The following is a 13,670-nucleotide window of genomic DNA, read 5'->3' as shown; positions in this document are numbered from 1 at the left end:
CGTCCCGGGTACAAGGCACTACTTCAACGCCAGGGTGACGCGGAGCGTCACGGGCTGTATTCCCACGCAGAGCGTGGGAACGATCGGGCTTGACCTTCCCCACAGGTTAAGGTTGATCCTAGTGGCAACTTCTTCTGGAGGACTGCCCCATGAATGGATCCACCACCTTTGACCTGCCCATCGGCGGCATGACCTGTGCCAGCTGTGCCGGGCGGGTCGAACGCGCGCTGGGCAAAGTGCCTGGCGTGCAACGTGTCAGCGTCAACCTGGCCAATGAGCGCGCGCACATCGAAGTACAGGGCCAGATGGACCCCAGCGTGTTGATCGCCGCCGTCGACAAAGCCGGCTACACCGCCAGCCTGCCCCAAAGCGAAACCGCTACCGACGCCGATCAGGCCCGGCGCCTGCGCCGCGAGCGCTGGTCGCTGGTGGCGGGCATTCTGCTGGCGCTGCCCTTGGTGCTGCCGATGCTGGTAGAACCCTTCGGCCTGCACTGGATGCTCCCCGCCTGGATACAGTTTGCCCTGGCCACGCCGGTGCAATTCATCCTGGGTGCGCGCTTCTATGTCGCCGCGTGGAAAGCCGTGCGCGCCGGCGCCGGCAATATGGACCTGCTGGTGGCGATCGGTACCAGTGCCGGCTACGGCTTGAGTATCTATGAATGGCTCACCGCCGCCCCAGGCGTGACGCCGCACTTGTACTTCGAAGCCTCGGCGGTGGTGATCGCCCTGGTGCTGCTGGGCAAATACCTGGAAAGCCGCGCCAAGCGCCAGACCGCCAGCGCCATCCGCGCCCTTGAAGCCTTGCGTCCGGAACGTGCGATTCGCGTGCAGGACGGCCGTGAAGAAGACGTCGCCATCAGTGCGTTGAAGCACGGCGACCTGGTGCTGGTCAAACCCGGCGAACGCTTCCCGGTGGACGGTGAGGTGGTGGAAGGCCAGAGCCATGCCGATGAAGCCCTGATCAGCGGCGAAAGCCTGCCGGTGCCCAAACAACCCGGCGACGCGGTCACCGGTGGCGCCATCAACGGTGAAGGCCGCCTGCTGGTGCGCACCCTGGCCCTGGGCGCGGAAAGCGTGCTGGCGCGCATCATCCGCCTGGTCGAAGACGCCCAGGCCGCCAAGGCACCGATTCAGAAACTGGTGGATAAAGTCAGCCAGGTGTTCGTGCCGGCCGTGCTGGTATTGGCGCTGATTACCGTAGTGGGCTGGTGGCTGTATGGCGCATCCCTGGAAACCGCCATCATCAATGCGGTGGCCGTATTGGTGATCGCCTGCCCTTGTGCCCTGGGCCTGGCCACACCGACCGCGATCATGGCCGGCACTGGCGTCGCCGCACGCCATGGCATTTTGATCAAGGACGCCGAAGCCCTGGAACGTGCCCACGCCGTGAGCGCCGTGGTGTTCGACAAAACCGGCACCCTCACCTCAGGCGCGCCCAACATTGCGCATTTGGCGGCCGTGGATGGTGACGAAGCCCTATTGTTGCAACAGGCCGGCGCCCTGCAACGCGGCAGTGAGCACCCACTGGCCAAAGCCGTGCTGGATGCTTGCCGCGAAAGAGGCTTGGACGTGGCCGATGTGAGCGCCAGCCAATCCCTGACCGGGCGCGGCATTGCCGGTACGCTCGACGGTCGGCCATTGGCGCTGGGTAATCGCCGCTTGCTGGAAGAGACCGGCCTGGACGCAGGCGATTTAGGCCCTCGTGCCAAGGAATGGGAAGCCGAAGGCCGCACCTTGTCCTGGCTGATCGAACAAGGCGCGCAACCCCGTGTGCTGGGGCTGTTTGCCTTTGGCGACACGCTCAAGCCCGGCGCGTTGCAAGCCGTGCAACAACTCAAGGCGCAGCACATCAGCAGCCACCTGATCACCGGCGATAACCACGGCAGTGCACGGGTGGTGGCCGAGGCCTTGGGCATCGACGATGTGCATGCCGAAGTACTGCCCGCCTATAAAGCCGCTGCCGTGGCCGAGCTGAAAAAAACCGGCGTGGTGGCCATGGTCGGCGACGGTATCAACGATGCACCAGCCCTGGCCGCTGCCGATATCGGCATCGCCATGGGCGGCGGCACCGACGTGGCCATGCACGCCGCCGGTATCACCTTGATGCGTGGCGACCCGCTCCTGGTGCCGGCCGCCCTGGAGATCAGCCGCAAGACCTACGCGAAAATTCGACAGAATCTGTTCTGGGCCTTTGTGTATAACTTGATCGGCATTCCCCTGGCCGCCTTCGGCCTGCTCAACCCGGTACTGGCTGGCGCTGCCATGGCCTTGTCCAGCGTCAGCGTAGTGAGTAATGCCCTGTTGTTGAAAACCTGGAAACCCAAGGAATTGGAGGATCAACGCCCATGAACATCGGCCAAGCCGCCCGCACCAGCGGGCTAAGTGCGAAGATGATTCGCTACTACGAATCCATTGGCCTGCTGAAAACCGCCCACCGCACCGACAGCGGCTACCGGGTGTACGGCCACGACGACCTGCACACCCTGACGTTCATCAAGCGCTCGCGAGACCTGGGGTTTTCACTGGAAGAAGTCGGCAAGTTGCTGACCCTGTGGGAGGACCGCCAGCGGGCCAGCGCCGACGTAAAAGCCCTGGCGCGCCAGCACATCGACGAGCTGAACCACAAGATTCGCGAGCTGGGGCAACTGCGCGATACCTTGCAGGACCTGATGGAGCACTGCCAGGGCGATCACCGGCCCGATTGCCCGATCCTCAAGGAGTTGGCAGCGGGCAACTGCTGCGCCTGACAGACAGCACAATGATCGTTCCCACGCTCCGCGTGGGAATGCCGCTTTCGACGCTCCGCGTCACGCTTTAGGACGCAGAGCGTCCAGGGATGCATTCCCACGCAGAGCGTGGGAACGATCAGCGTCGCTGTAAGTTACTGCATCCAAGGCGGCGGCGGTGGCTCGTCCGGCACTTTGCTTGGTGGCGCATCATCCGCCGCGCGAATCGCCTGGCGACGCTCTTCATCCAGCCGCGCCGCTTCGATTTCGCGGATCACACCGCCCACATCCGCCAGTTCTTCCGGTTCGTCGAACTCACCGGTCAATACACTGGCCGGGTGCAAGGTGCCGGCTTCATACAGCGCCCACATTTCCTTGGCGTACTTGGTTTTCTTCAACTCCGGGGCAAAACGCCCGAAGTAGGAAGCCATGTTGCCAACGTCGCGCTCCAGCATGCTGAACGCGTGGTTGTTACCCGCCGCATCCACCGCCTGGGGCAGGTCGATGATCACCGGGCCCGTAGGCGTGAGCAGTACGTTGAACTCGGAAAGGTCACCGTGCACCAGGCCGGTGCACAGCATCAGCACGATCTGGGAGATCAGGAAAGCGTGGTATTCGCGCGCCTGGTCCGGCTCCAGCACTACGTCATTCAGACGCGGCGCCGCATCGCCGTATTCGTCGGCCACCAGTTCCATCAACAGTACGCCTTCGAGAAAGTCGAACGGCTGGGGCACACGAACGCCCGCACCGGCCAGGCGAAACAGCGCCGCCACTTCCGCGTTCTGCCAGGCATCTTCGGTTTCTTTCTTGCCGAACTTGGAGCCCTTGGCCATGGCTCGTGCCTGGCGGCTGTTACGGACCTTACGGCCTTCCTGGTATTCGGATGCCTGACGAAAACTTCGTTTATTCGCCTCCTTGTAAACCTTGGCGCAACGCAATTCATTGCCGCAGCGCACCACATAAACAGCTGCTTCTTTACCACTCATCAGAGGGCGCAGCACTTCGTCGACCAGACCGTCTTCGATCAGGGGTTCAATGCGTTTAGGAGTCTTCATCAGCTTTTATTGTGGGTCCTGTATTACCAAACACGCGTGTGGCACTCGTTATACGGCAATCGGCTCGCCGGGGGGAGAGGCTACTGACCTCTGACCCCTTGAGAATGCATTCAATGGGCCAATTTTGTCGGCAATCAGCGTTCGATAATCGCCGTCACGCCTTGGCCACCGGCGGCACAAATGGAAATCAGCCCACGGCCCTTGCCCGCCGCATCCAACAATTTAGCCAAGTTGGCGACGATCCGCCCACCGGTGGCGGCAAACGGATGGCCCGCCGCCAGGGAACTGCCCTTGACGTTGAGCCGGCTGCGGTCGATCGACCCCAGCGGTGCGTCCAGGCCCAGGCGGGTCTTGCAATAGTCGGCGTCTTCCCAGGCCTTGAGCGTGCACAGCACTTGGGCGGCGAAGGCCTCGTGGATCTCGTAGTAATCAAAGTCCTGCAAGGTCAGGCCGTTGCGCGCCAGCAAGCGTGGCACCGCATACACCGGCGCCATCAACAGGCCCTCGGCGCCGTGGACGAAATCCACCGCCGCTGCTTCGCCATCGCGCAGGTAAGCCAGGATCGGCAGGCCGCGCTCCTTGGCCCACGCCTCGCTGCCCAGCAGCACCAGAGAGGCACCATCGGTCAGCGGCGTGGAGTTACCGGCGGTGAGCGTGCCCTTTTCGCTGCGCTCGAAGGCCGGCTTGAGGCTGGCGAGTTTTTCCAGGGTCAGGTCGGGGCGCAGGTTGTTGTCGCGGGTGAGGCCGAGAAAGGGCGTGAGCAAATCGTTGTGCCAGCCTTCGGCGTAGGCCGCCGCCATCTTCTGGTGGCTCTCCAGCGCAAGCTGGTCCTGCTCGGCACGAGGGATCTGCCAAGTCTGGGCCATCAGTTCGCAGTGCTGGCCCATGGACAGACCGGTACGCGGTTCGCCGTTGCGCGGCAGTTCCGGCTTGAGGTGATGAGGACGAAGTTGTAACAGGAGTTTTAATTTATCTGCCAGGGATTTGCTGCGGTTGGCTTGCAGCAGGATCTTGCGCAGCCCTTCATTCACACCAATCGGTGCATCCGAGGTGGTGTCCACCCCGCCGGCAATGCCGCATTCGATCTGGCCCAGGGCAATTTTATTGGCCACCAGCAGCGCCGCCTCAAGCCCCGTGCCGCAAGCTTGCTGAATGTCGTACGCAGGGGTTTGCGGTGACAGGCGCGAACCGAGCACGCATTCACGCGTCAGGTTGAAATCACGGGAATGCTTGAGCACCGCGCCGGCGGCCACTTCGCCCATGCGCAGGCCGTGCAGGTTGTAGCGCTCGATCAGGCCCTCCAGCGCGGCAGTCAGCATCGCCTGGTTGCTCGCCGTGGCGTAGGGGCCATTGGATCGGGCGAAAGGAATGCGATTACCGCCAATGATCGCTACACGGCGCAATTGAGTCATGGAAAGCTCCCTTGTGGTGGTGGGTGGAATCATCAAGCCTAGCCTAGGCTCAATCGAACGACTGCCACCCCAGGGTGGTCAACCTTTGAACCCCAGCCTTCGGAGAGCGTTCCATGTCTGACCGTTATATCGACTTCGCCAACTCAAGCCTCGGCCATCGCCTGGTCGCCGCCATTGGCCTGCCGTCACCGGTACGCCTGGAACGCTGGCAAGCCGGGCGCCTGCGCCCGGTCGAAGGTGCGCTGCTGCTGGGCGGTGGCGCATTGGCTACCCAGGTGCTGGCATTTGCCAACCGACTCACCGACGCCGTCTACAGCTACGGCGCCGAAGCCTCGACAGCACCCGCGTGGATTCCAGGACACGGCCCCAAGCTCAAGGCGGTGGTGTTCGATGCCAGCGGTTTGCAGCACACCGACCAGCTCAAGCAGCTGCGCGAATTCTTCCAACCACTGCTTAAAAACCTCGACCACAGTGCCCACTTGGTGATCCTTGGCCGGGCGCCGGAAAGCCTCAGCGATCCGTTCGCCGCCAGCGCCCAGCGCGCCCTGGAAGGGTTCAGCCGCTCTTTGGCCAAGGAGTTGCGCAGCGGTGGCGTGCTGCAGTTGCTGTACGTGGGCGACGGTGCCGAAGGCCAGTTGGAGGGCGCGCTGCGGTTTTTTCTCTCGCCCAAAAGCGCTTATATATCGGGCCAGGTGATTCGCCTGTCAGCTTGCGACACACCGGTGCAAGACTGGACGCGCCCCTTGGCCGGGCGCAAGGCGTTGGTTACCGGCGCCGCTCGAGGCATCGGTGCCTCCATCGCCGAAACCCTGGCCCGCGACGGCGCCGAGGTCATTCTGCTCGATGTGCCCCAGGCCAAGGCCGACCTTGAAGCCCTGGCCGCACGCCTGAATGCACGCACGGTGGCCCTGGATATCTGCGCCGAAGATGCCGCACGCCAACTGATCGAGCACCTGCCAGACGGGCTCGACATCCTGGTGCACAACGCCGGCATCACCCGCGACAAAACCCTGGCCAACATGACCCCGGAATACTGGGACGCAGTGCTGGCGGTCAACCTCAAGGCTGCGCAAGTGCTGACCAAGGCCCTGCTCGACAGCGGCACCCTGCAGGACAATGCACGGGTGGTGTTGCTGGCTTCCATCAGTGGCATCGCCGGCAATCGTGGGCAAACCAACTATGCCGCAAGCAAGGCCGGGTTGATCGGCCTGGCTCAAGCCTGGGCGCCGCTGTTGAAGGAGCGTGGGATCAGCATCAACGCCGTCGCGCCAGGGTTTATCGAAACCCAGATGACCGCGCATATTCCCTTCGCCCTGCGCGAGGCCGGGCGCCGCATGAGTTCCCTGGGCCAAGGTGGCTTGCCCCAGGACGTGGCCGAAGCCGTCGCCTGGCTGAGCCAGCCGGGTTCCGGCGCGGTCAGCGGGCAAGCGCTGCGGGTGTGTGGGCAAAGTCTTCTGGGAGCGTAAGCATGCAATGGCAAACGTTGGACAGCACCCCGCCCCTACTGCCGCTGTATTGGCGTGCGGCGCTCAAGCGCAAGATCACCGGCAGCTCACTGCCCGAACGTGGGTTGCGCTGCCGGATGAATATCAACCCCAGCGCCGTTGCCGCGTACCGCAAGGTGTGCGGTTTTGCTGACAGCCCGATGCTGCCGGCGACTTATCCGCATATCCTCGCGTTCGGCCTGCAACTGCAACTGCTGACGGACAAGAGCTTTCCGTTTCCGTTGCTGGGGTTGATCCACCTGCGCAATCGCATCCGTATTCATCGGCCGTTGGGTGGCGTGGATGACGTGAGTGTCGGTGTCTACGCACGCAATCTCAGCCCCCATCCCAAGGGGGCCACCTTTGACATCGTGACGGTTGTCGAGGATGCCCTTGGGCTCTTGTGGGAGGGCGAAAGCCAAATGCTATGTCGGGGCGTAAAGGTTGAAGGCGAAGCTGCGGACAGCGGATCGCAGACTCCAGGAACGCTCACCGAACTGACGCGCTGGAAAGCCCCCCCTGATATTGGCCGACGCTACGCCCGAGTGTCTGGCGACTACAACCCCATCCACCTCAGTACCCCGACCGCGAAGTTGTTCGGTTTTCCCCAGGCCATCGCCCACGGGTTATGGAACAAGGCGCGCACTCTCGCGGCGCTGGCAGAACACTTACCGGCCGCCAATATTGAAATCGACGTCGCGTTCATGAAACCGGTGCGCCTGCCCAGTGAAGTGATATTGATGAGCAGCGCGGCCGGTTCCAGCGGGACGTTGGAACTCAAAGGCGCTGGGGATATACAACATATGCTGGGGCAGTGGCAGCCGACTGCCTGAAAACCCTGATTAATTGTATATATACACCCTAAGTTATAGCGGACCTTACGAGGTCCGTCTTTATTTACAACACTTTGATTTTACTAATATAAAAATCCTGAAACACCCTTCCATTACACCTTTGGCATTAGTCATTAAGCCGACGATGGCCGGATGTATATAAATCGTTAATACCAAGTTGAGCGTTGCGTGAAAGAGTGCCCTCGCCTGAGATAGCCACACGGACAAACCTATCGTTATCCGAAGAAGTAACGAAGGTTTGAAACAACCAAGGTTGTACCAGGTGCAAGGAACTCAATCATGAAAACTCAAGTCGTGTTTTGGAAAGCAAGTACCGCGCTGGCCCTGATTCTGGCAATGAGCCTGGGCGGCTGCAGCAGCGGTGGTGGCGGGCATAAATCCAGCGTGGCGGCGTCATCGCCGGATGCAGGTGCAGGTGCAGGTGCCGGAGGCGGTACTGGTGGCGGTGATGGCGGTACAGGCGGTGGTACCGGTGGTGGCACAGGCGGCGGTGACGGCGGTACTGGCGGCGGAACCGGCGGTGGCACGGGCGGTGGTGACGGCGGAACTGGCGGTGGCACTGGCGGCGGCACCGGCGGCGGTACTGGCGGCGGTACTGGCGGTGGCACCGGCGGCGGTACTGGCGGTGGCACCGGCGGCGGTACTGGCGGCGGCACCGGCGGCGGCACTGGCGGCGGCACTGGCGGCGGCACCGGCGGCGGCACTGGCGGCGGCACTGGCGGCGGCACCGGCGGCGGCACTGGCGGCGGCACCGGCGGCGGTACTGGCGGCGGCACCGGTTCGACAACCACCCCACTGGTCACCGGCCAGATTGCCGGCACCCTTGGCACCACTGTGGGCAATGTCGGTACAGCGGTCGGTAACCTGGGTTCGACGTTGAATGGCGTACCCATCGTCGGCGCAACCGCTGGCGGCCTGGTCACCTCGGCAGGCACCGCTGTTAACAGCATCGGCACAGGTGTGACCACCGGCTTGGGCTCACTGGGCACCAACACCAACTCCCTGGGCACTACGGTGGCAGGCGTAGGTAATGGCGTGGCCGACCTGGGCGGCGGCCTCTCGACCACCGGCCAAACACTGTCAACCACTCTCGGCGGAATACCTGTGGTCGGCGGCGCGACAGGCGGAGTGGGTACTGCGGTAGGTGGCGTCGTAGATAAGGTCGGCACCACCGTCACCATGCTCGGCGATACCCTAAGTACGGCCAGCACCACCGGCCCGCTGGGTTCGTTGACCAACACCTTGGGCAGCAAAGTCGTGGTGCCTGTGGTGTCGCTGGTGGAAAACACCACCGGCAACCTGGGTAACGCAACCGGCCTGGGCACTCCACTCAATGGCGTACTGGATAAGGTCGGCTCGACCGTCACCAGCTTGGGTACTCAAGTCGCCAGCACGGGCGGCACGGGCAACCCGGTCACCAGCGTTGTCGGCACCGTGCTCACTGGCGTCGGTGGCACCCTGGATAAATCAGGTGGTTATGTCGCCCCAACCGGTGGCACCTCGGCTCCCGGCATTCCGGAACTGGTGGGTGGCCTGGTGGCTAACGTGGGTACCGGCCTGAACGTGGGCAATACCAACGGCACAGTCAGTGCAGCGGGTGTGACCGGTGGTGCAGTAGGCGGCACCGTTGCGTCGCTGGGCACTGTGCTGGGTGGCACAGGTGTAGCAAACACCGCAGCCACCGCACCGGTCGCCACCGTAGCGGCCAATGTCGGCGCAGCGCTCAACCCTGTGACCAGCGGCGTCACCAACCTGACCCAAACCATCGGCACCACGACCGGTGTGGGTGTTCCGGTCAATGGTTTGGTCACTCAAGTCGGCGGCGCTGTGAGCAGCGTGGGCACTAACTTGACGGCAGCCAATGCCAACCCGATCACCAACGCGGTAGGCACCACCGTCACAGCGGTCGGCGGCACCGTCGCCTCGGTGGGTGGCCTGGTAACCGGCGGCGCGACTGGCGGCACCAGCGGTGGTTTGCTCGGCGGCCTGAATATCGGCACCACCGCCACAGCAACCGGCACTGCCACCACCACGGGCGGCACTACGGCCACAGGCGGTCTGGGCGGTTTGTTGAATGGCCTGACCGGCAAATAGAAATGCACCTGGCCGATTAGACGGCCTCCCCTACAGCGCCTACGCTTGGTTGAGACGAGAGACCTTTAATAAGTCTCTCGTCTTTTTTATGGGCAGCGACACCTGTGATCAGTCGCCGCCCTCCCGAACCGAGTCCCAGAACCCGGCGGGCCCGAAGCGCTGCTGCAGTTGACCATGGAGTGTCCTATGCGCGTGTTGACCCCGTTGTTATTGCTCACCCTCAGTGCTTACGCCCAGGCCGAGACCCTTCCCAGCTTTCTTAACAGCAACGACACTGTCCGCACCCTGCCGGTACCCAACCTGCCCGCGGACGCCTACCGACCACCCACGTCGAAAACCCAAGTACCCGAGGCGCCGCCGACTGCAGGCCAGCCGCTGTTGATGGACACCAAGGTCACTATTCGAAAGTTGCAGATCGAAGGCGGAACGGTCTACCCGCTCGCCGAGACGGCGCAGGTGTATGCGCCGTTGATTGGACGTGAAACCAACCTTGCGCAACTGATTGAAGCGACCCGTGGCATCACCCGCCGTTATCAGGAGGATGGCTACCTGCTGTCCTACGCCTTCCTGCCGCAACAGAACTTCGAAAATGGCCTGGTCCGCGTGGTACTGGTGGAAGGCTACATCAAGGACTATCAACAAACCGGCGACATTGGTTCGGTGTCGGCCTACGTCGATAAACTCGCGCAAAAGCTCCTGGCCGAACGCCCACTGACTCGCAAGACCTTCGAGCGCTATACCACGCTGATGAGCCGCATCCCCGGCCTCAGCGTACAAGCGCAAGTACCGCCGCCAGGCACCACCGATGGCGCCACGCACATGCAGATCCAGGCCAGCCGCAAACCTTTCACCACCAGCATGAGCCTGGTGCAGAAAAGCCGTGGCGGCACGCAAGCGTTGCTGAGCGCCACCAGCAATTCCCAGACGTCCATGGGCGAGCAGCTCAGCATCAGCGGCCTGTTCCCACCCGGCGAGGACAAAGAGCATTACTACCGCGTGGACTACAACCAATTCATCAATGCCGAAGGCACCCAACTGGCGCTCGCCGCCGAGCGCTATCGCGCCGACCCCAGCAGCAGCGTGCAACTGGACGGCGGTTTCGAACTCAAGCCGCACCAGTCCATCGACCGCTACTCCATCGGCCTGAGCCACCCGTTCATTGCCTCCCCGACCGAGTCCTTCACCCTGGGCACACGCCTGTACGCGGTCGACCAGACTACGCGCTATAAACTGGTGGGTTACCCGCTGCGTTTCGACATCGAATCCAACCTGCGCGCCCTGGCCTTCGAAGGTGATTGGCGCAAAGCCGACGCGCGACGCCTACGCATCATCAGCGGTGGCCTGTACCAGGGCATCGATGGTCTGGGCGCCAAGGCCCGCAGTGACCTGGACGTGGCTAAACCCGACCTCGACTTCTTCCGCCTGCGCCTCTCCGGCGTGCAAAGTGACAAGTTCTTCGACAACTGGCAAGGCGTACTTTCCGGCGCGCTGTACTGGAGCAACAACACCCTGCCCGACAGCGAACGCGCCACCTTCGGGGGGCAAAATTTCGGCCGCGGCTACCCGGACGACCAAGGCTCGGGCGACAAAGGCTGGGGGGTGGCGTACGAGGTCAACTACAGCTTCAACCGCGCCGGCAACTGGGTGAAAATCCTGCAACCCTACGTAGTGGTCGATCGCGCCAAATCCTGGTTCAACGACCTGCCGGTCAAGGCCAACGACATGTCGTCGGCGGCGGTAGGTTTACGCTTTGGCGACAACAAGTATTACAACATCGCGCTGGAAGCGGCCAAGCCAATGTCGGATATCGCCCTGGACAGCTTCAATCGCAGGCCTCGGTATACGCTGAGCTTCAGTTATCAACTGTGACGAGGGCACCTGTAATCAATGTGGGAGCTGGCTTGCCTGCGATGGCGCTCTTCGGGTCGACCATTTAATTGGGTTGGAATGAGTACATATCTCGGTCTGCCATACCGCCTTCGCGAGCAAGCCAGCTCCCACAGTTGGGTTTCGGAGTGTCAGGCAGTTAGTCGCTGACTGTTCGGCCATCATCGCAGGCAAGCCAGCTCCCACATTTAATAAGCGGTGCAGGTCCGTTACCGACCAGGTGTAGAGAGGGGAAACAGGCTGTTGAGGGTATCGAGCAAGCGCACCAGGTAGATCGGCTTGCGAAACAAGTCCAGCACCTGCAAGCGCAGCATATCGCTGACATCGTCCATTTCTGCATGGCCAGACATCACGATCACAGGCAAATGCGAGCGTGAGGTATGTTCGCGCAGGCGCTTGATCAAGGAGATACCACTTTCCTCGGGCATGCGCAGATCGGTGATGACCAGAGCGATATCAGGGTGAAGTGTCAATTCTTGCAAGGCGAAGGTGACGGAGGTCGCGGTGAAACAGACGAACCCCTCGTTTTCGAGGGATTCGGCCAACTCCACCAGCGCATCCTCCTCGTCGTCCACCAATAGGATTTGTTGGCGGGATGACGAAGGGTGGGTCATGGGCGGTACCTGATAAAAAGAATCACCGGAACGAAAGAATACTGCAATGACGGCTAAGTCGCCGCTGGCAGCGCATCGGACACTTGCTCGAAGATGCCTTTTATCTTATCGCCAAGCCCAGTACCAATACCGACGATCACCAACGCAACTATCGCGACGATAATCACATATTCAATAGCCGACGCCCCATCTCTGCGACGCAGGAATAACTGAGCGTGAACATAAAATTTCAAGAACAGGTCAAGGATCATGTTGAGATCTCCTTCATGCGCCACAAAGCGCCGATACAGCTGGCCCGCACAATGATTGCCGTGTGCCACTAGAGCATTGTCAACAAATTTAACACTCACAACTGTAAGAATGAATTAATCATAAAGTATTAGTGGCTCCATGCGCCCTGCAAGTCCGTTGTTTAAAGGCCCGATTCTAAAAACATCGATAAATTTTTCGTTCGGTAATGGCATTTCGTCCTAGCTGAGCTACCTTCAAATAGCCAAATCGTTAGTTGTTCATCACAGCCCAGTTGCGAATTTAACTCGTTTGGATTAACGGGAATAAAAGTAGTGCAACAGGATAGGGAGCGCCGTCATGAACAGTCGCATCAGCATGGTCCTGGCTGGCTTGCTGCTTATCGGAGCCCTGGTGGCAGGGTATTGGGGCCTGGTGCTCAGCCGTCCACCGGCACCTGCCGTAGCACCCTCGCCACAACCTGTCATTTCCGTGGAAAAAACCGTTGCAGTCGTGGAAGACCAGACCCGCCAGCCCGTCGTGGTACTGGTGCACGCGGTTGCGCCTTTTGTGCCCCTCACCGCTGCCGATGTAGCCGTGGAAAAACTGCGCACCGTGCCGGCAGGCAGCCTGACCAGCGTTGACCAGGCCATCGGTCGTACGCCTTTGCGGGCCCTGGGTGCCGGCACCTGGCTCAATGATGAAAGCTTCACCGCCGGCGGCCCCCTGGCCCGCATGATTCGTGCGGATGAACGCGCGCTCGCCGTCGCCGTCGACGAGGTCATCGGTGCCGGTGGCCAGTTGAGCCCCGGCGACTACGTGGATGTCTTGTTGTTCTTGCGCCAGGACAATGCCAATGCCGAGCAATCGGCGCAGGTGGTCATCCCGGCGATTCGCCTGCTCAGCGTCGGCGACCAACTGGGTTTGGCCAACGACGGCAGCCCGGCAGTACCGCCACCCGCCACCGCCGAAGAACGCGCCCAGGCGGCTCAACGTCGCACCGCCGCGCGCAGTGTGGTGCTGGCGGTGCCCGAACAATTGCTGAGTCGGCTGATGCTCGCTTCCCAAGCCGGCACGCTGCGCCTGGCCGTGCGCAGTGCCGACGAACAATTGCTCAGCCGCTACTGGGCCGGTGAAAGCGACACCCCGGACAAGGTGCAAAGCGCCAACCGCGACCTCTACCAATTCACCCAATTGGCCCTCAGCGGCCCGCCGAAAAAAATCACCCCCGCGGTGGCCCTCACCGGCCAGCGTCAGGGTATCGAAGTGATTCGCGGCGCGGCGGCAGCACAACCTACCCCCTGATTGAACAAG

11 protein-coding genes are annotated in these 13,670 nt (G+C 62.0%); 7 read left to right on the top strand and 4 right to left on the bottom strand.

The window, feature by feature from the left end:
* Nucleotides 1–149: 149 nt before the first annotated feature.
* Together ACTJLA_RS23380 and cueR are read left to right on the top strand one after the other, a co-directional pair.
* Entirely contained in the window at nt 150–2,351 is a 2,202-nt protein-coding gene (locus tag ACTJLA_RS23380) for a heavy metal translocating P-type ATPase (protein ID WP_314551652.1), read from the top strand.
* Nucleotides 2,348–2,749 carry a Cu(I)-responsive transcriptional regulator gene (gene cueR / locus ACTJLA_RS23375; RefSeq protein WP_003188242.1) on the top strand — a complete coding sequence of 134 codons (402 nt, stop codon included), beginning with the start codon at nt 2,348–2,350 and terminating at the stop codon, nt 2,747–2,749. Before ACTJLA_RS23380 ends, cueR begins: the two co-directional genes overlap by 4 nt.
* A gap of 134 nt (nt 2,750–2,883) precedes the next feature.
* On the opposite strand, the gene ACTJLA_RS23370 is transcribed toward cueR, so the two are convergent.
* Together ACTJLA_RS23370 and ACTJLA_RS23365 are read right to left on the bottom strand one after the other, a co-directional pair.
* On the bottom strand, nt 2,884–3,783 hold the full coding sequence (locus tag ACTJLA_RS23370) for a PA4780 family RIO1-like protein kinase (RefSeq protein WP_014716761.1): 900 nt from the start codon (nt 3,781–3,783) through the stop codon (nt 2,884–2,886).
* 134 nt (nt 3,784–3,917) lie between these two features.
* Entirely contained in the window at nt 3,918–5,195 is a 1,278-nt protein-coding gene (locus tag ACTJLA_RS23365; protein WP_200583575.1) for an acetyl-CoA C-acetyltransferase, read from the bottom strand.
* A gap of 113 nt (nt 5,196–5,308) precedes the next feature.
* On the opposite strand from ACTJLA_RS23365, the gene ACTJLA_RS23360 reads away from it, so the two are divergent.
* The 4 genes from ACTJLA_RS23360 (at nt 5,309) to ACTJLA_RS23345 (ending at nt 11,496) form a co-directional block, all read left to right on the top strand.
* Nucleotides 5,309–6,661: a 3-oxoacyl-ACP reductase gene (locus ACTJLA_RS23360; RefSeq protein ID WP_054896414.1), complete on the top strand. Its 1,353-nt coding sequence runs from the start codon at nt 5,309–5,311 to the stop codon at nt 6,659–6,661.
* Between the two features lie 2 nt (nt 6,662–6,663).
* Nucleotides 6,664–7,512, top strand: coding sequence for a MaoC family dehydratase (locus ACTJLA_RS23355; RefSeq protein ID WP_314551644.1), 849 nt, complete (start codon nt 6,664–6,666; stop codon nt 7,510–7,512).
* A 300-nt stretch (nt 7,513–7,812) separates the two neighbouring features.
* Nucleotides 7,813–9,627 (top strand): collagen-like triple helix repeat-containing protein, encoded by a 1,815-nt coding sequence (locus ACTJLA_RS23350; RefSeq protein WP_440842227.1) that lies wholly within the window; start codon nt 7,813–7,815, stop codon nt 9,625–9,627.
* 186 nt (nt 9,628–9,813) lie between these two features.
* On the top strand, nt 9,814–11,496 hold the full coding sequence (locus tag ACTJLA_RS23345) for a ShlB/FhaC/HecB family hemolysin secretion/activation protein (RefSeq protein ID WP_072445967.1): 1,683 nt from the start codon (nt 9,814–9,816) through the stop codon (nt 11,494–11,496).
* 227 nt (nt 11,497–11,723) lie between these two features.
* Here the strand turns inward: ACTJLA_RS23345 and ACTJLA_RS23340 are convergent, their stop codons facing one another.
* Both ACTJLA_RS23340 and ACTJLA_RS23335 read right to left on the bottom strand, forming a co-directional pair.
* Nucleotides 11,724–12,128, bottom strand: coding sequence for a response regulator (locus ACTJLA_RS23340; RefSeq protein WP_034125891.1), 405 nt, complete (start codon nt 12,126–12,128; stop codon nt 11,724–11,726).
* A gap of 53 nt (nt 12,129–12,181) precedes the next feature.
* Nucleotides 12,182–12,379 (bottom strand): Flp family type IVb pilin, encoded by a 198-nt coding sequence (locus tag ACTJLA_RS23335; protein ID WP_034125890.1) that lies wholly within the window; start codon nt 12,377–12,379, stop codon nt 12,182–12,184.
* 337 nt (nt 12,380–12,716) lie between these two features.
* On the opposite strand from ACTJLA_RS23335, the gene cpaB reads away from it, so the two are divergent.
* Nucleotides 12,717–13,661 (top strand): Flp pilus assembly protein CpaB, encoded by a 945-nt coding sequence (gene cpaB / locus ACTJLA_RS23330; RefSeq protein ID WP_314551635.1) that lies wholly within the window; start codon nt 12,717–12,719, stop codon nt 13,659–13,661.
* Nucleotides 13,662–13,670: the final 9 nt, after the last annotated feature.

This window comes from Pseudomonas sp. 22072, from assembly GCF_052046095.1.
In the GTDB taxonomy this organism is placed as follows: domain Bacteria; phylum Pseudomonadota; class Gammaproteobacteria; order Pseudomonadales; family Pseudomonadaceae; genus Aquipseudomonas; species Aquipseudomonas paracarnis.
This window is presented reverse-complemented; position numbering and strand designations above follow the sequence as displayed.

Excerpts from the sequence above, each read along its gene's own strand:
- ACTJLA_RS23380 (WP_314551652.1), top strand. The coding sequence starts at position 150 with ATGAATGGATCCACCACCTTTGACCTGCCCATCGGCGGCATGACCTGT.
- ACTJLA_RS23340 (WP_034125891.1), bottom strand. The coding sequence starts at position 12,128 with ATGACCCACCCTTCGTCATCCCGCCAACAAATCCTATTGGTGGACGAC.
- cueR (WP_003188242.1), top strand. The coding sequence starts at position 2,348 with ATGAACATCGGCCAAGCCGCCCGCACCAGCGGGCTAAGTGCGAAGATG.
- ACTJLA_RS23350 (WP_440842227.1), top strand. The coding sequence starts at position 7,813 with ATGAAAACTCAAGTCGTGTTTTGGAAAGCAAGTACCGCGCTGGCCCTG.
- ACTJLA_RS23365 (WP_200583575.1), bottom strand. The coding sequence starts at position 5,195 with ATGACTCAATTGCGCCGTGTAGCGATCATTGGCGGTAATCGCATTCCT.
- ACTJLA_RS23355 (WP_314551644.1), top strand. The coding sequence starts at position 6,664 with ATGCAATGGCAAACGTTGGACAGCACCCCGCCCCTACTGCCGCTGTAT.
- ACTJLA_RS23345 (WP_072445967.1), top strand. The coding sequence starts at position 9,814 with ATGCGCGTGTTGACCCCGTTGTTATTGCTCACCCTCAGTGCTTACGCC.
- ACTJLA_RS23370 (WP_014716761.1), bottom strand. The coding sequence starts at position 3,783 with ATGAAGACTCCTAAACGCATTGAACCCCTGATCGAAGACGGTCTGGTC.
- cpaB (WP_314551635.1), top strand. The coding sequence starts at position 12,717 with ATGAACAGTCGCATCAGCATGGTCCTGGCTGGCTTGCTGCTTATCGGA.
- ACTJLA_RS23360 (WP_054896414.1), top strand. The coding sequence starts at position 5,309 with ATGTCTGACCGTTATATCGACTTCGCCAACTCAAGCCTCGGCCATCGC.
- ACTJLA_RS23335 (WP_034125890.1), bottom strand. The coding sequence starts at position 12,379 with ATGATCCTTGACCTGTTCTTGAAATTTTATGTTCACGCTCAGTTATTC.